Consider the following 15,365-nt stretch of genomic DNA (forward strand, 5'->3'; position numbering starts at 1 on the left):
TGAACCGCCGTATACGGATCCGTACGTACGGTGGTGTGAGAGGTCGGTAATTAATTTACCTCCTACTCGATCAGCAGGAACACCATTTTCGACCGTAGGCGGGAAACAATATATAAAGAAAAGGACTAGGACTTGCTTACTCAAGCAAGTTCTAGTCCTGTTTTTCTATAAGAACCAATCACGGAAATGTTCCTTAATAGTTTTTTGTGTCTTCTTAAATAAATTAGAATTATTCTCGTTAATTTCATCATAGAGATTGGAATTCAATTTGGTTAGGATACTTGTAAATTGATCCAGTTCTTCATCGGTCAATACATTTAAAAACTCAGGTATCTTTGCGGATTCTTTTGTAGCAATTTCACGACCAGCCTTGGTCAACGTGATAATAGTTACTCGTCGATCTTTTTGAGACTTTTCTTTTGTAACTAACCCCTTGTTGACCAGCTTGTTTACAAATTCAGCGGTTGATTGAGCAGTTAAATCGAGATTTGTGGCTAGTTCTTTTTGAGAGATTCCGTCGTGTTGTGACAAAGCTACTAGAATCTTACCTTGTCCTTGAAACATAAGGCGGTGTTCATTTTCATCGGGATTCCTGTGATACATATTGTCCACTGTGTGGCGAACCATACCAAACTCCATGAGTTTAGCGGCGGCATTCTTTTGTTTTACTAAGTTAGGCATATGATTTAACCTCCAAATATCATTATACTGGTTGATTTACAAAAAGATAGTCAGGTAACCTGATAAAATTCTTGCATAATTAATCAGGTACCCTTACAATGTAGTTAATCAGGTTACCTGATTAAATCTCAAACTAATGAGGCAGTAAATAATGGAAACAATGAATGCTATTGAAGTTAATCACTTAACAAAGAAATTTAATAATAAAATTGCAGTTGATGATATCTCCTTTAATGTAAAAAAAGGTGAAGTATTTGGATTATTAGGTCCCAATGGAGCTGGTAAAACAACAACTTTACGAATGATAACTACGTTGCTGAAATCAAGCAATGGTAGTGTAAAAATCTTTGGTCATGATACCGCTAAAGAGGGACGCTTGGCTCGTTCGATGTTTGGATTGACTGGGCAATATGCATCGGTTGATGAAGATATTTCCGCTCGTGAAAACTTGATGATTTTTTCGCGATTAAATGGATTATCTCGTGCAGAATCAAAGCAACGTACACAAGAATTATTAACTGAATTCTCGTTATTGGATTCAGCCGATAAATCCCTCAAAGATTTTTCAGGTGGTATGCGTCGAAGACTAGATTTGGCAGTTAGTTTAATTACTCGCCCAGCATTGATCTTCTTAGATGAGCCAACGACAGGACTTGATCCCAGAACTAGAACTCAGATGTGGGATACGATTAGAAAACTGGTTGCTCAAGGTTCAACGATTTTACTTACAACTCAATACCTTGATGAAGCTGATCAATTGGCTGATAGAATTGCCGTAATCGACCATGGTAAGTTGGTCAAAATTGGTACGCCAGAAGAACTCAAGAAACAAATTGGTGGTACGAAGTTGAACTTTACCATTGATAAGAGTTCACAAATGACTATCGCTGTGCAGTTAATGACCAAACAACTAGATGAATCGATTGGTCAGACTGGTCAGCAATTGAGCGCCACTTTGAAAAATATTAATCAGTTAACACCGTTATTAGTAACGTTGCAGCAAGCAAAAATTGCTATTAGTAATTTAACAGTGCAGGAACCATCCTTAGACGATGTATTTATGAATTTAACAGTAGGTAAAAATTAGGAAAGAAGATATTAATTATGGAAGTAAAGACACAACGTGGTAATTTAATTATGAATACAGCAACAATGGCATATCGTAATCTTTTAAAAACATTTCACAATCCTGACAGATTCATGGATGTGATCATTCAACCAGTCATGTTTATGTTAATGTTTGGTTATTTATTTGGAGGGGCAATTGCTGGTAATGTTCAAAATTATTTGCCAACAATTGTTCCAGGAATATTGATTCAAACAATGTTGTCGGCCTCTTCTGGATCAGGTGAACAAATTAGAGAAGATTTGGATTCCGGAGTATTCGATCGATTCAAGTCATTACCAATGGCACATATTGCACCACTAGCCGGCCAACTTTTCGCTGATATTTTGCGCTTAGTAATTGCGGCAGCTGTTTCATTAACAACCGGTTACTTAATGGGATGGCGTCCAGCTGCCGGTTTTGGCTGGGTAGTTGTAATTGCTTTACTTGCTGTATTCACTGGCTGGGCAATCTCATGGATCTTCGCACTATTAGGACTATTAGCCAAGAACGCAAGTACTGTTTCAAGTTTTTCATTGATCGTTATGCTAGCTTTGTCATTCTTGTCGAATGCCTTTATTCCTATTAAAACATTGTCGAAGACTATGCAGTTTATCGCATATATGAATCCTATTACTTATGTCATTACTGCCATTAGACAGATTTTGGCAACAGGAAGTTGGACACATGAAGCAGTTTTGGTATTGATTTTCGGTATTGGAATTGTGTTGGTTTTCGCACCATTAACCGTTTGGGCTTATAATCGTAATAATTAGAATGAATAGAGCAAAACAGAACGCGATTAATTTTCGAGCATTAAGGCAAATGGAGGCTGCAATCCGATTTTGGATTACAGCCTCCATTTGATTTAAGCAAAAAAAGTTGTACTTTGTCACACGCTTAAGCCACAGGCTTAACGTATGACAGGTATACATTAATAGTAAATGATTATTTAGTTTTATTTTTGAATCCTATTGACAATAACTAAATGACTGTTTATTATTGATTCATGCGAAAGATAGATGAGAACAAAAAAGACAGAATTAAACAAGCTATTCTTGAGATAGTCGATGAAGAAGGTATCCCTTCTTTATCATTTGGAAAGATAGCCAAACGAGCCAATGTGAGCTCGGGAACTCCTTATGTTTATTATGATGATAAGGAAGATATGCTATCTAAGATTTATATAGAAATAAAAAGTTCACTTGATGAAAACCTGGCAGAAGATATTGCTGAGGGTAATTCAATGGAAGAAAAACTATTTTTGGGGATCAATCATTTTGCCAAATATTTTATGAAGTATCCATTGGAAGCGTGCTTCATGCAAGCAGTTCAAGCTAATTCAGAATTGATTACAATGAGTGCAGTAGAATGTGGGAACCAACTAACCAAACCACTGATGGATTTGTTTGAAGAGGCATCTGATTGTGAATGTTTAAAAACTACCAATATTGAATATCTTGGTTCTTTGTTGTTTGCTCCATTCGTAATGATGATGGTTCAGCGTCGATCTGAACAAAAAGAAGTTGATCCAAAAGAAGTAGAAGAACTTATTCATTTATCAGTAGAAGGTATTTTAAAAAATCGATAGTTGTCGATTTTTTATTTAAAGCTTAATTAAATAAACATTTAATCAATAAAGGAAGAATTACCATGTCAATGTATAGTAGAGAAAAACAATTTAAAGCAACATCAGAACAAATTTGGGAGAAGATTATTAATCCTAGTGATAACTCATGGCGCTCAAATGTACCAGAAGTAATCATTGAAAATGACAGGCAGTATAGTGAGATGAATTCTCAAAACAATTTACCAGAAGCATATACTTTGGTTACTCAAATTCAAAATGTCAATCGAGCCTTGGATATTGAACATCAAAAGGGAACAGGTAGAAGAACTTTTGAACTTCATCAGGATAATAAAGATACCACTACGTTAAAGATAACTGAGGAATTCGATGCCAAGAATAAATTCTTTCAATTCTCAATCAATCGTTTTTTTAAGAATCAATTGAGTACTTACTTAAATGATCTTGAAAAGGCCTTAGCCTAAATTATTAGTTAATTGAAAGGAAGTGGTGTGGTAATTATATCGTTGGGTGACTATAATCTGGGTCAATCAACTGAAAATACAATCAAGGCAATATAGAATACAAATGGTAATCTTGCTGACTGAACTGATTTCATTGTAAATAACTTAGACGAATCAAAATATATCAATGAATAAGTGTATGTTAAGTAATGATATTTCAAATTGAGTTAAATGGTTGGTATTGATTATTGGACAAGTGAGGACTGTCTGATAATTAATATTTGGCTAATAATTAAAAATGCGCTGGGATTAAGACCCAACGCATTTTTTGTATAGTAATGTTAATATATCAAATATATGTATTCAAAGAAAATCCAGCTGCAGTGTTAGTTATGGATCAATTGCTGGCTACCTGATGACATGCTACAAAAGTTTGCCATCAAAAGTGACCTTTAATAGGAGGTGATATCTTGTCAAGAAGCAGAATAGTTATCATTACTGGCTCTCCCGCCACAGGCAAGAGCACTGTTTCGGATATATTGGCGGAAAACTCAGATTCATTACAATCGGTACATATGTTAACCGATGATTTCTATCACTATATAAAAAAGGGCTATGTTGCTCCATATTTACCAGAAGCTAAATCTCAAAATGAAGTGGTTATAAATGCTTTCTTAGAAACTACTAAAGTATTTTCTGATAATGGATACGAAGTTATCGTTGATGGTATCATTGGCCCATGGTTCTTTAATCCTTGGAAGAAATTGGCTCAACAAGGATATGAAGTGCACTATATTGTTTTGAGAGCAAATAAAGATGTGACTATGAGACGTGCAATCGGTCGAACTAAATTAGATGAAGATACTAATATTAAATTAGTGGAGACGATGTGGGAACAATTTGCTGATGTAGGTGAATACGAGAATAATGTTATTGATTCTACACAGCAATCTAGTGAAGAAACAGCTCATGAAATTAGATGTCATATTGCGAAAAGAGATTTTATTATTTAGTTTTGATTTTTTTATACTTATCTTTTCAGTCAAAATGCCAAGCATCCCTAATCAAGTTATCAAATATGTCGGTTCCATCAATACGCCACTATCGATGATTGTGATTTTTAATATTTTAAGGAAATCAATCTTAGAGCAGTCATTTTTGAAAAGCAAACAAATTCTCCTGTTGCCAGATGAAGTCATCATCACAAATGTAACCTCTTAGCCATAAACGATTGTTAACATGTCGTATATAAAATCCTTTAGGCTGGTTAACATCGGTTGAAGTTATAGGCGAAGCAATGGTGACGGCTGAGTCAGGAGCCTTATGTCGGTGCATGGCTTGATCATCACTAATTGGTTGATTTTGCCAGAACAAACGGCAGTAAATAGCTGTTTCCAGAGGACAAAGTTTATAACCTTGTTCTTGGGCGCTCAAAAGAATATTGGGCAAGGTAGCGGTAGTCGTTAAATTCAGTTCGGCAATCGTCAAAATTTTTAAAGTTACTAAATGTGGCTCTTGAGAAAGAATAAGCCGAGAATCAGTAAATAACTTTTCAGCACTCGGATTAAGACCAATTTGCTTTTCTTGAAGTTGATCTTTTAGTCGGTTAAGAGAAAAGCCACCAACATTGAAAGTTAATGAGAACATATTTTGAACTCCTTTGAAGAAGCATTGTAATATTTTAATATAGCTTTAATTATACTGCACTTCAGAATTGAGTTTACGACGGTTACATTTGTTCTATTAGGATTCGTGATTGTTGTTAGTAAAGTTTTCTTCTAACACAAATTTGTCACCGTTAGTTAAACAAATAAATACCCCAGGACAAATATTATTATTTGCCCTGGGGTATTTTTGCTTTTATTTTTCAGGTTTAATCAACGAATTATCGTTAGTACCGAACCATTTTTCATTTATTTTCTTAAGTGTTCCATCATTAGCAAGTTGTTGCAATGCAGAGTCAATCTTACGCTTCAAAGTTTTGTCACCTTTACGCATACCAACAGCGAAGTCTTCACCATCGAATCCACCAACAGTAGTTTGATATGATTCCGGATTTTTTTCGTGTTGGATATAGTATCCTGAGTAAACACTATCGATCAGCATTCCTTGGATACGACCAGCATCGAGGTCCATGAAGGCATTGTTGAAAGAATCATACATGACGGGTGTCTTATCCTTAATATAATTCTTCAACATAGCAGGGTGTTCGTCCAATAAACTGGCACCGGAAGAGCTAGTTTGAACACCTAGTGTTTTACCTTTCATACCGGCAAAACTATTGATGCCTTCACTCTTCTTAGTTACCAAGACTTGTCTGTTAGCCATGTATGGACGTGAGAAGGCGATTTGTTTGAGACGTTCTGGTGTAATTGTATAACCATTCCAGATTAGGTCGATTGTACGATTACGTAATTCGGTTTCTTTCATATTCCAATCAATTGGTTGGAAGTCAGCTTTGATACCATATTGTTTGAAAACAGCCTTAGCTAGGTCAATATCGTAACCAACTAATTTACCATTCTTCTCACGGAATCCCATTGGTACAAAGGTGTCGTCGAGTCCGATGATAACACGTTTACGTTTTTTGATAGCTGCCCATGTATCAGCGGTATTAGCTTCTTGAGCAACTGACTTTTTATCCCCACAACCGCTCAAGCTAAGTACCATGACGAAGCAGGCTAGGAGAGTAACAATTTTGATGATTTTTTTCTTCATAATATTAATCCCCCCTAATTATTTGTTAGCGATTGGTTTCACTTCGAGCAATTGATCAGCAATCTTTTTAGCGAAGGCTGGATCATGGGTAATAACAATTTGAGTGATGCCGGTCTTCTTCAAGTTGAGAATAACTTCGGCAACAGCGTCACGCAGACTTGGATCAAGTGCTGAGGTTGGTTCGTCGTAACAGAGAATCTTAGGTTGCATTGCTAAGGCACGGGCGATGGCAACACGTTGCTTTTGACCACCAGATAATTCAAATGGATATTGCTTAGCCAAATCAGTTAATTCAAGTTGAGCAAGAATTTTTTCGGCATTTTGTTTAGCGTCTTTTTTGCTTTGTTTTAGAACCATCATTGGTGCCAAGGTTACATTCTCAAGAACTGATAGGTGAGGGAAAAGGTTGAAGTCTTGGAAGACTACACCAACAACACGTTCTTTGGCTGACTCATCAGAAGGGTCGAATGGTTTGCCATTCAAGATGAATGATCCAGAACCGACGGTTTCAAGTCCGGCGATGCAACGTAGTAATGTCGTCTTACCAGCGCCGGAAGGCCCAACGATACTAAGTATAGAATTATCTTGAACCTCAAGGTTCAGGTTGTCTAAGATGGTTTTGCCATCAAAACTTTTAGTGATATTTTCAAGTTTAAGCATATGTTTTCCTCCAAAACGAGTTACAGAAATCAAATGTTTCCGCTTATCTACAATAATTTAATGATGCAAGGTTCACATCAATAAATTATTTAGGATATGCTCAACATTTATCGATTTCTTTCACTCTCTAAGTTAATCTCTATAATAACTGAATTTATTTTCAAGCAATTTCAATAACCATGTACATACCAAGGTTAATAATAGGTAGATAATACCGACTAATACGAGAGGTACTAGTGTGACGTCACGTGAACTGGCGATATTTCCGGCACGTAGCAAGTCGCCTAGGCCAATTACGTATACTAATGATGAATCCTTAACCAAGTTGATCACTTCATTACCAATTGAAGGTAAGACGATTTTGACAACTTGAGGAACGATAATTTTTCTAATTGTCTGGAAGTAATTCAATCCGAGAACTTTAGCACCTTCGAATTGTCCATCGCTGATAGCACCGAATCCACCACGGAATATTTCTGCGAAGTAGGCAGTGTAATTTAGGATGAAGGCGAATAGTGCTGCGTCGTATCTTTCGAAAACAATATGTGCGAAGGGCATGTTTGGTAATCCATAGAATACGAAGATAAGTTGTAGTAGCAATGGAGTTCCACGCATTACCCAAATATAGAATGAGACTAACCAACTTAGTGGTTTGAATTTGGAACTTCTTCCAAGTGAAACTATTATTCCTAATGGTAATGAGCAAATGATAGTCCAGAAGAAAATTTTAAGTGTCATTACGGTACCACTTAATAATGATGGTAAAATTTCAAAAATATAATTCATATTGTTTCCTCCCTATATATAAACGTGATACAAAAAAATCCCCTTAGCAAAAAATTGCTAAGAGGACGACTGGTCGTGGTTCCACCTCTGATTCGTTAATACCTTGCGATACTAACCTCAGGAAGTTATGTAATTGTGATATAAAAAAAGCCCTCTTAGCCAAAAGACTAAGAGGGCGAATTTCGCGGTACCACCTCTGATTTCTAATATCTCACGGTATTAGACTCAACAAGTTATTACATAACTTCAGTGGTAACGGGACTACCGAAATAACTTACTATGATTTCAGTTATTCAACTTACAGATGTGTTTCACTCATTAAGTGGATTGACTCGCACCCCCGTCAACTCTCTGAACCAACTTAACAAATTACTCTTCTGTCGTCGTTTTTGTACGTGTTTAAATGTTGAAGACAATGATAAAGCCAAAGTTATTTATTGTCAAGAATTAATTTGCGAATATCATTTGACTTAGGTTATAGGATACGTTATATTATTCGTGCAATGATATTATACGACGTATAGTATTGATGGCTCGTATAGTATTAGGAAATGAGGAGATAATATGGCAATTCAAGTGTCAACCGAAATTCTTGAAGGATCAGTCCTGTCCTTGTTAACTCGAGAAGATTACTACGGATACGCGATTACTAGGGAAGTACAGAAGGTATTCCCCATATCAGAATCGACCATGTATCCAATTCTCAGACGATTAAAAAAAGAAGGTTGGTTGGAAACCTACGATCAGGCTTACGAGGGACGTAATCGCCGTTATTACAAAATCACCGAATTAGGAACAGGAGAATTAACTAGGATTCGTGCTAATTGGAAAGAATTAAAAGATGCCACGGATGCTATTTTGGAGGGAAACGATGGAAACTAAAGCCGTTGAGTCATACATCAATGAGTTCGAAGTCTATTTGGGACAACTGAATGACGACGATCGTAAAGATGTCTTAGAATTTTATCGAGAATTTATTATTGATGCTGATCTTGATACATCAGACAAAATTATTAATGAATTGGGAACACCCAAGCATTTGGCTAGAAAAGTCTTAACTGATTATTCAATCAAAATGTCAGAAGAAGATTACCAAAATGTTGATAATGGGAATGTTCCGACCGAACAAAAGGCCAAGAAGAATGTTCGAATGATCTGGTTGATTATTTTGGGATTATTCGCAACTCCTGTAGCAATTCCGTTGGCTATCGCATTGATCCTTATGCTGGCAGGCATTGCGGCTGCGGCAATTCTGATGATTCTGACGTTTGTATTCTTAGTAGCTCTATCCGTTATTCTTGGAGTCGGGGCAATATTCATGGGTATGTCAGTTATTTTCCAATCAATCTGGACCACGTTATTCTACGTTGGTGGTGGATTGATAGTTCTAGGAATCGACTTCTTCTTGATTCCAATTATTATTGCAGTATTCAAATGGTTCTTCCAAGTTATCGTTATTTTCTTCCGTTGGGTCGGTAAGAAGTTATTGTATGGAAGAAAAACACCAAGTAAGGGAGGTCAAAGATAATGCGTAAATATTTTGTGACAGGATTATATTTGATCATCATTGGTGCAATTTTACTTGGAGGCGGACTAGTAATGGGTGCCCAAAAGACCATCCTTTGGGACCACGGATTCAAGATTTCTAAGTCAGTTGACAAGACTGATGACTTGAGTAAGTTCGATAGGATCAAGGTTGATAGCCAGGCATATTCAGTAAATATCGAATCTGGCGACAGATATAAGATTCAAATAGTCGGCGACGAATTGCGTGATAGTGACTACTATGTGGCTGACGGAACCTTGCACATTACTGGTAACAAGTACGGTAAGTATAAGGATATTATCGGAGTATCTTCTAGCGATAATCCACATATCACGATTACGGTTCCAACTGGAGCTAAGTTAAAAGAATTGAATGTTAATATGAATCAATTAGGTATGGATGTTAATGGCGCAAACATTGACAACTTGGTAATTAATGGCGGCTCAGCTGGTTCTCTTAACTTCGTTGATTCACAGATCAAAAATGCTAAGAACATTGAGCTAGATTCAAGTTACTTGGAATTCCAACAAACAGATATTGATAACTTTGAATTGAATGAATCTTCTAACTCTCAGTTAGAGTTTATTGAATCTAATATTAATAATTCTAAGATCAAGTCTCGTAATATAGATTTGAGTATTTACAAGGGTATTTTGAACAATTTAACGGTTGAATCAAGAAATGGTAGCACCAAAATCAGCCAATCGACAGTCAAAGGCAAGAACATCTTCAAGATGAGAAGTGGTAGTTTCACGGCTAAGGGAACTAGTACAGATGGCTTAGACTTATCAACAGTCAATGGAAACATTAAGTATTACGGTGAGAGCCAAGGTACAAGTTATCAACATGATCAAGATTCTGAGAATTTGTTAAAAGTTGAGACTACTAATGGTTCGGTTGAAATTAAGTAGTATCAATTAGAAACTAACAAGCTGTATGTTATAATATTCCGTACTGTGAGGGATATTAATGAATAATTATAAGCGAGTTAATGCCTTAGAAATTAGAAGGCTGGCGATGCGCACCTTTGTTAAGGATATCAAGGGAAATGTTGCTTTGAATATTTTTCCTATCCTGATGCGTTTAGTTGCCATGTATTTCGGAACGAGAATATATAACTCCTGGTTAGGTGAATTGGGTGTCAGTTTTAGTAATCCACAAGCTGCCAGTGAACGTTTAACTGAGATTTCACAACAAATGGCTAATGATCCAAGTGCAGCCACAAAATATGCTTTGAGTTTGACTCCAGGAAGTAGCGTAATTGTCTTCGCATTCATGTTCTTCTTCGTCTTGGTTTGTACAGGTGTCGGATATACAATGTTAGACAAGATGCGTAATCCTGATTATGAGATCAACGCTTTGAAGGATAGTCTGCAAGTATTCAGCGGTAACTTCTTCTTCCCTGTCTTGTTTATCACAACTATGCTTGGTGTTTTCATCGAAGCTGGCTTGTCACTTTATATCATTCCAGGTATCTGGTTCTTCTTGATTTTCAGTCAAAGCTTTTATGTTTTGAAGGATGATGTTGATAAGAATAAGACTTGGTCGATCCGTTCTGCATTCTTGAGTTTAACGAAGAGTTCAAGAATGATGCGTGGATATAAGACAACGTTATTCTTTATCTGTTTTGAATTTTTACTATGGGAAATCGTCAACTTGATGACACATGAAATTTTATCAATTTGGTTACACCCATATGAACAACTGACTCTAGCAGCTTTCTATGCTAAGATCAGCGAAGCAAATGATGCGAATAGTAATAAAGCAGCGGCCTAAAAAGTCGCTGTTTTTTTTGCATATTTTTCTGTAAGCGATATCATAGGAACTAGCAAATACAGGAGGATTAGTTATGGCATATTACAAAGAGAAGTTAGACAAGATTTCACAGAACTATGGATTGTTGACAGAGATGTCAGGTGAACCTGGTAAGGACTTTTTGAGTTTGCACAGTTCTGCACTGAAAGATGGTGTATTGTCTCATAAGTCAAAAGAGTTAATGTGTCTATGTGTAGCTATTTCAATTCGTTGTGAAGGTTGTATTCTTGATCATATGCGTAATGCAATCAAGGCTGGAGCAACGCGTGAGGAAATAATTGAAACGGTCAATACTGCAATTGTCATGAGTGGCGGTCCAGCATACGTTTATGGCGGAACTGCACTTGATGCTATGGAAGAATTGTTTAATGGTGAGGGTGAAAAGTAATGAATGAATCAGATTTGGAAGCAGTAAAAGCTACTCGTTTGGAATGGAAAGCAAATGATGATCGTCGTGATGCAGGATTGCCAACTAATCCTCCTGAAGTAAAACGTTTTGACGATATAAGTTATGGACCAGCTGGAACTTTGAACTTGTTGGATATTTATGAACCAGTTGATTTTGAGGGTAAGCTGCCAGTTGTAGTTAACTGTCATGGTGGTGGATATTTCTATGGAACTAAGGAAACTTACCAATTCTATGGATTGGATTGGGCAAAACGTGGTTTTGCGTTCGTTAACTTCAATTATCGACTTGCTCCAGAAACACCATTTCCTGGTGCTTTGCAAGATACTAATGCAGTTATGCAATGGGTATCTGAACATGCTGATGAATATAATCTTGATTTAAACCGAGTCTTCTTAGTCGGTGACAGTGCCGGTGGTAATCTGGTATTTCAATTTATGACGACATACTCCAATACTAATTATCGTGATTGGTTTGGATTTAAGGAATTGAAGAAGATTAATATTTTGGGAGCCGCAATGAATTGCGGAGTATATTTCTTGAGTCGTCCGGGGATGATTTCGGGAACTATTGATACTTACTTCACTGAAGATGTGCAGAAGAATATGCATGAATGTATGACACCTGAGAATTATATCGATGCTACTGTTCCACCATTGTATGTTATGTCTGCTAATCATGATTTCTTACACGATGAGGCTGTGAGAATGGATCAATTTTTGTTTGATGCCAATGTTAAGCATGAATTCAAGATTTATGGGGATGATGAGCATCCTCGTGAGCATGTGTTCCACTGTAATATGCGTGATGATATTGCTCGTGAGTGTAATGATGATGAACAAGCATTTTTTGAGAATTTGATGTAGATTTACGCCTGCGATAAAAAAATAATAAATCTGCTGTGGGACCGACTTCAGCCGAAAGGCGGTCTGAAGTCTCGATTTTGAACTCTGCATGGACCGCAGATTTCAAAAGTCGTCCAGTGATGTTAGAACGGCTGATTTATTATCTTTTATCTCCGGCTATTTTGTATATATGAAAAAAGCTCTCGAGTTTGGATTTTTATCCAGCTTGAGAGCTTTTTATATTTTTATAGATATGTATTTATAGAAGTTAAGCATAATAAAGTGTTACCAACAAAGTCGGAGGTTGCGAAAATTTTACTGGCCGTGAGTGTGGCGTAAGCCACAGGACGAGCTTTAAGATTTGCGAAGCAAAGCTTAAAGTCGAGGTGAGAGACCTTGGCTCTCACCGGTCCATACGGCAGGTAAAACTTTTCGTAACCGGAGATGTACACCTTTATTCAGAATCCTTCATATCAGGACGATCTTCAACAAAAATATAATCGATAGCCTTAGCACCGATTGTTACATTAGAGCCGTCTTCTTTTTTAACTACCAAGGAGTTGTCGAACTTTTCCTTTTTGATGATCTTGATAGTGTCATCAATTTTCATATTCAAACTTGAGAAATATTGTAAGAAGTCATAGTTATCAGATACACGAACGATTTGAACGGTTTGTCCATCCGGAATCATACTTAGTAACTTATCATCGGCGTCAGTTTCACCTTTGCCATTGCCGGGAATGATACCACCATGTGGACAACGTTGAGGATGATCCAAGAAGTCGTTCAAGTGATCCATCAAGTCTTTGTCTGATGAATGTTCCAAATCATCGGCATGGTTATGGACATTGTCGACAGGATAATCCAAGCAGCGATTTAAGAATACTTCCCATAAACGATGAGTTTTAACTAGTTTCTCTGATACTTTGTTTCCCTTTGGGGTCAGGGTTATTTTGTTGTAAGGCGAGTGAGTTAGGTATCCGTCAGCAGCTAGTGAATTAAGCATTTCAGTTACTGAGGGTGCACTTACATTCATAATTTCAGCGATACGCTTATTGGTTATTTTGGTGAAATCATAATTCAGCTCATAGATGGTCTTGAGATAATTTTCTTTGTTAGGTGACAATTTTTTGACCTTTCGTTTAGACTAAGAATTTAATTAGTTGTTTCCATTATAACGCATTTAATAAAAATTTGCGGGTGGATAATGTTAAAATGAGTAATGTAAGTATTATGTTAAATTTTCTGAAAAGGGGATATGTTTGTGGATTATTCTAAGCGACATTTCGATTGGTTTGGTTTCATCATTGGTTTGATTTCTCTTTATGCCGGATACTTGGTCTTGTGGTATCCCTTAAATAGTCTATCGACCATTGCAATGATTTTTGGAATTTATGTTATTTTACGTGGGCAATATCAATTATGGTTTGGCTCACAAATGACTAAGTTCTTGGGGGTTAGAAGTGGCTGGACAGTGTTCTCAGCTATTGTGGATATCTTAATTGGCGTGCTATTTATTGTACGTTCAGATGTCAGTGTAATGATTTTGATCTATATGTTTGCTATATGGTTCTTGATCGATGCAATTTTCCAATTAACAACATCAAGATTCTATCATTTCTTCGGCAAAAAATATTATTTAGCAATTGTTATCTTAGCAATTTTGAATTTGATATTTGCTTTTGTACTGTTATTCAATCCGATACTTGCTGGAGGAGTCATCGTGTTCTTCCTAGCGTTCTTCTTCTTCACAACCGGAATTGTAGGAATTATCGAAGCATTTTAAGTTAGATATTTCATCTCTACTACTGATTTGGTAAAATAAGAGATGAAATTTGCCGTCTTAGCTCAGATAGGTAGAGCATCACCATGGTAAGGTGGGGGTCGTCGGTTCAAATCCGATAGACGGCTGAAATAAATAGGCACAATCATTGTTAAATCAGTGATTGTGCCTGTTTTTATATCAAAATATTTTCCACTTGTTGATAAGTTTGGACTTCATAAGTTGGTTTGAAGTCCATGTTATTAACAATTTGGTGTGGATTAAACCAAATATTCTGTAATCCTACTTCGTTTGCACCCAAAATATCTGATTTCAGGCTGTCGCCAATCATTATGGTATTTTGGTAAGTGATATCCTTGTATCTCTTAAAAATTGGAGAGAAGAATCGTTTGTCTGGTTTGGTAAAACCGATATCGTCTGAAATAAAACAGTCGTCAAAATATTGCCCTAAATGTGAACCATCTAGTCGGTCAAGTTGGGTTCTTTTTACACCATTTGTACCGACAAACAGCTTCAATCCAGCAGATTTCAAATCTTGCAATAACTGTTCTGAACCATCTATTGTATAGAAATTATGATTTAAGATATTTCGATATTGAGCTTCAAGTTCTTTACCGTCAACCGTGATTTCGAGTTTGGAGAAGGCAATCGAAAATCGCGTATCCAATAGCTTTTGACTAGGATGACCTTGTTCAATCTGTTCCCAAACATGCTTGTTGATAGAAAGATAAACTTGTAATCCATGTTCTATATCTTGTACACCTTGTTCTTTCATAAGGCGACGAACACCTTCCACCTCACCACGATAAAAGTCCAATAGAGTATCATCTAAGTCGAAAATTGCGTATTTGAACATTATTATTCCTCACAAAGGTTTTTCATTATTATGACCATATTTTCAAAATTAAACAATGGCAAATTTTATAATCAAGTTAGCCACTTGAGAAAAACTGAATAAAAAAAACACCAAGACGAAAAAATCAGGTATC

Annotated in this window: 19 protein-coding genes, 1 tRNA gene and 1 other annotated feature; of the genes, 13 read left to right on the forward strand and 7 right to left on the reverse strand. The window is 36.5% G+C overall.

Features of this window, described 5'->3' with window-relative positions; genetic code table 11:
- Window positions 1-165: 165 nt before the first annotated feature.
- Window positions 166-681, reverse strand: a complete 516-nt coding sequence (locus tag EKM66_RS11980) for a MarR family winged helix-turn-helix transcriptional regulator (RefSeq protein ID WP_125764893.1) — start codon at window positions 679-681, stop codon at window positions 166-168.
- 151 nt (window positions 682-832) lie between these two features.
- Here EKM66_RS11980 and EKM66_RS11985 point away from each other — a divergent pair, with 151 nt between their 5' ends.
- From EKM66_RS11985 to EKM66_RS12005, 5 genes are all read left to right on the forward strand, one after another.
- Window positions 833-1,768 (forward strand): ATP-binding cassette domain-containing protein, encoded by a 936-nt coding sequence (locus EKM66_RS11985; RefSeq protein WP_125764895.1) that lies wholly within the window; start codon window positions 833-835, stop codon window positions 1,766-1,768.
- A gap of 17 nt (window positions 1,769-1,785) precedes the next feature.
- Entirely contained in the window at window positions 1,786-2,562 is a 777-nt protein-coding gene (locus EKM66_RS11990; RefSeq protein ID WP_125764897.1) for an ABC transporter permease, read from the forward strand.
- A gap of 233 nt (window positions 2,563-2,795) precedes the next feature.
- Window positions 2,796-3,377, forward strand: coding sequence for a TetR/AcrR family transcriptional regulator (locus EKM66_RS11995; protein WP_125764899.1), 582 nt, complete (start codon window positions 2,796-2,798; stop codon window positions 3,375-3,377).
- Between the two features lie 62 nt (window positions 3,378-3,439).
- A complete protein-coding gene (locus EKM66_RS12000; RefSeq protein ID WP_125764901.1) occupies window positions 3,440-3,838 on the forward strand; it encodes a hypothetical protein in 399 nt (132 codons plus the stop codon).
- Between the two features lie 449 nt (window positions 3,839-4,287).
- Complete coding sequence (locus tag EKM66_RS12005) at window positions 4,288-4,830, forward strand: AAA family ATPase (protein WP_125764903.1); 543 nt, start codon at window positions 4,288-4,290, stop codon at window positions 4,828-4,830.
- A gap of 139 nt (window positions 4,831-4,969) precedes the next feature.
- Here the strand turns inward: EKM66_RS12005 and EKM66_RS12780 are convergent, their stop codons facing one another.
- The 4 genes from EKM66_RS12780 to EKM66_RS12025 form a co-directional block, all read right to left on the reverse strand.
- The gene (locus EKM66_RS12780) at window positions 4,970-5,464 is read right to left on the reverse strand and encodes a helicase (RefSeq protein WP_225426608.1); all 495 of its coding nucleotides are present in this window, start codon (window positions 5,462-5,464) and stop codon (window positions 4,970-4,972) included.
- Window positions 5,465-5,677: 213 nt separating this feature from the next.
- On the reverse strand, window positions 5,678-6,535 hold the full coding sequence (locus EKM66_RS12015; RefSeq protein WP_125764905.1) for an amino acid ABC transporter substrate-binding protein: 858 nt from the start codon (window positions 6,533-6,535) through the stop codon (window positions 5,678-5,680).
- Between the two features lie 18 nt (window positions 6,536-6,553).
- A complete protein-coding gene (locus EKM66_RS12020; protein WP_125764907.1) occupies window positions 6,554-7,195 on the reverse strand; it encodes an amino acid ABC transporter ATP-binding protein in 642 nt (213 codons plus the stop codon).
- A 132-nt stretch (window positions 7,196-7,327) separates the two neighbouring features.
- Window positions 7,328-7,981 carry an amino acid ABC transporter permease gene (locus EKM66_RS12025; RefSeq protein WP_125764909.1) on the reverse strand — a complete coding sequence of 218 codons (654 nt, stop codon included), beginning with the start codon at window positions 7,979-7,981 and terminating at the stop codon, window positions 7,328-7,330.
- Window positions 7,982-8,149: 168 nt separating this feature from the next.
- Window positions 8,150-8,374 (reverse strand) — a binding site (T-box leader).
- A gap of 171 nt (window positions 8,375-8,545) precedes the next feature.
- Between EKM66_RS12025 and EKM66_RS12030 the strand changes: the two genes are divergently transcribed.
- The 6 genes from EKM66_RS12030 (at window position 8,546) to EKM66_RS12055 (ending at window position 12,614) form a co-directional block, all read left to right on the forward strand.
- Window positions 8,546-8,863: a PadR family transcriptional regulator gene (locus tag EKM66_RS12030; RefSeq protein WP_125764911.1), complete on the forward strand. Its 318-nt coding sequence runs from the start codon at window positions 8,546-8,548 to the stop codon at window positions 8,861-8,863.
- On the forward strand, window positions 8,853-9,509 hold the full coding sequence (locus EKM66_RS12035) for a DUF1700 domain-containing protein (RefSeq protein ID WP_125764913.1): 657 nt from the start codon (window positions 8,853-8,855) through the stop codon (window positions 9,507-9,509). The genes EKM66_RS12030 and EKM66_RS12035 overlap by 11 nt, the downstream gene beginning before the upstream one ends.
- Window positions 9,509-10,438: a DUF4097 family beta strand repeat-containing protein gene (locus tag EKM66_RS12040; protein ID WP_125764915.1), complete on the forward strand. Its 930-nt coding sequence runs from the start codon at window positions 9,509-9,511 to the stop codon at window positions 10,436-10,438. The genes EKM66_RS12035 and EKM66_RS12040 overlap by 1 nt, the downstream gene beginning before the upstream one ends.
- 58 nt (window positions 10,439-10,496) lie before the next feature.
- Window positions 10,497-11,303, forward strand: a complete 807-nt coding sequence (locus EKM66_RS12045; protein WP_125764916.1) for a DUF975 family protein — start codon at window positions 10,497-10,499, stop codon at window positions 11,301-11,303.
- 73 nt (window positions 11,304-11,376) lie between these two features.
- The gene (locus tag EKM66_RS12050) at window positions 11,377-11,730 is read left to right on the forward strand and encodes a carboxymuconolactone decarboxylase family protein (RefSeq protein WP_125764918.1); all 354 of its coding nucleotides are present in this window, start codon (window positions 11,377-11,379) and stop codon (window positions 11,728-11,730) included.
- On the forward strand, window positions 11,730-12,614 hold the full coding sequence (locus EKM66_RS12055; RefSeq protein ID WP_125764920.1) for an alpha/beta hydrolase: 885 nt from the start codon (window positions 11,730-11,732) through the stop codon (window positions 12,612-12,614). The genes EKM66_RS12050 and EKM66_RS12055 overlap by 1 nt, the downstream gene beginning before the upstream one ends.
- 433 nt (window positions 12,615-13,047) lie before the next feature.
- Here EKM66_RS12055 and EKM66_RS12060 read toward each other — a convergent pair whose 3' ends face one another.
- Entirely contained in the window at window positions 13,048-13,719 is a 672-nt protein-coding gene (locus tag EKM66_RS12060; protein ID WP_125764923.1) for a metal-dependent transcriptional regulator, read from the reverse strand.
- 132 nt (window positions 13,720-13,851) lie between these two features.
- On the opposite strand from EKM66_RS12060, the gene EKM66_RS12065 reads away from it, so the two are divergent.
- On the forward strand, window positions 13,852-14,379 hold the full coding sequence (locus tag EKM66_RS12065) for an HdeD family acid-resistance protein (protein WP_225426609.1): 528 nt from the start codon (window positions 13,852-13,854) through the stop codon (window positions 14,377-14,379).
- A gap of 51 nt (window positions 14,380-14,430) precedes the next feature.
- Window positions 14,431-14,504: transfer RNA gene (locus EKM66_RS12070), tRNA-Thr, on the forward strand.
- 47 nt (window positions 14,505-14,551) lie between these two features.
- Here EKM66_RS12070 and EKM66_RS12075 read toward each other — a convergent pair.
- Window positions 14,552-15,232 (reverse strand): YjjG family noncanonical pyrimidine nucleotidase, encoded by a 681-nt coding sequence (locus EKM66_RS12075; RefSeq protein ID WP_125764927.1) that lies wholly within the window; start codon window positions 15,230-15,232, stop codon window positions 14,552-14,554.
- Window positions 15,233-15,365: the final 133 nt, after the last annotated feature.

It is taken from the genome of Companilactobacillus hulinensis, assembly GCF_003946555.1.
GTDB lineage: Bacteria > Bacillota > Bacilli > Lactobacillales > Lactobacillaceae > Companilactobacillus > Companilactobacillus hulinensis.

Coding starts and splice junctions, on each gene's coding strand:
- EKM66_RS11980 (WP_125764893.1), bottom strand. CDS start 681: ATGCCTAACTTAGTAAAACAAAAGAATGCCGCCGCTAAACTCATGGAG.
- EKM66_RS11985 (WP_125764895.1), top strand. CDS start 833: ATGGAAACAATGAATGCTATTGAAGTTAATCACTTAACAAAGAAATTT.
- EKM66_RS11990 (WP_125764897.1), top strand. CDS start 1,786: ATGGAAGTAAAGACACAACGTGGTAATTTAATTATGAATACAGCAACA.
- EKM66_RS11995 (WP_125764899.1), top strand. CDS start 2,796: ATGCGAAAGATAGATGAGAACAAAAAAGACAGAATTAAACAAGCTATT.
- EKM66_RS12000 (WP_125764901.1), top strand. CDS start 3,440: ATGTCAATGTATAGTAGAGAAAAACAATTTAAAGCAACATCAGAACAA.
- EKM66_RS12780 (WP_225426608.1), bottom strand. CDS start 5,464: ATGTTCTCATTAACTTTCAATGTTGGTGGCTTTTCTCTTAACCGACTA.
- EKM66_RS12015 (WP_125764905.1), bottom strand. CDS start 6,535: ATGAAGAAAAAAATCATCAAAATTGTTACTCTCCTAGCCTGCTTCGTC.
- EKM66_RS12020 (WP_125764907.1), bottom strand. CDS start 7,195: ATGCTTAAACTTGAAAATATCACTAAAAGTTTTGATGGCAAAACCATC.
- EKM66_RS12025 (WP_125764909.1), bottom strand. CDS start 7,981: ATGAATTATATTTTTGAAATTTTACCATCATTATTAAGTGGTACCGTA.
- EKM66_RS12030 (WP_125764911.1), top strand. CDS start 8,546: ATGGCAATTCAAGTGTCAACCGAAATTCTTGAAGGATCAGTCCTGTCC.
- EKM66_RS12035 (WP_125764913.1), top strand. CDS start 8,853: ATGGAAACTAAAGCCGTTGAGTCATACATCAATGAGTTCGAAGTCTAT.
- EKM66_RS12040 (WP_125764915.1), top strand. CDS start 9,509: ATGCGTAAATATTTTGTGACAGGATTATATTTGATCATCATTGGTGCA.
- EKM66_RS12045 (WP_125764916.1), top strand. CDS start 10,497: ATGAATAATTATAAGCGAGTTAATGCCTTAGAAATTAGAAGGCTGGCG.
- EKM66_RS12050 (WP_125764918.1), top strand. CDS start 11,377: ATGGCATATTACAAAGAGAAGTTAGACAAGATTTCACAGAACTATGGA.
- EKM66_RS12055 (WP_125764920.1), top strand. CDS start 11,730: ATGAATGAATCAGATTTGGAAGCAGTAAAAGCTACTCGTTTGGAATGG.
- EKM66_RS12065 (WP_225426609.1), top strand. CDS start 13,852: ATGTTTGTGGATTATTCTAAGCGACATTTCGATTGGTTTGGTTTCATC.
- EKM66_RS12075 (WP_125764927.1), bottom strand. CDS start 15,232: ATGTTCAAATACGCAATTTTCGACTTAGATGATACTCTATTGGACTTT.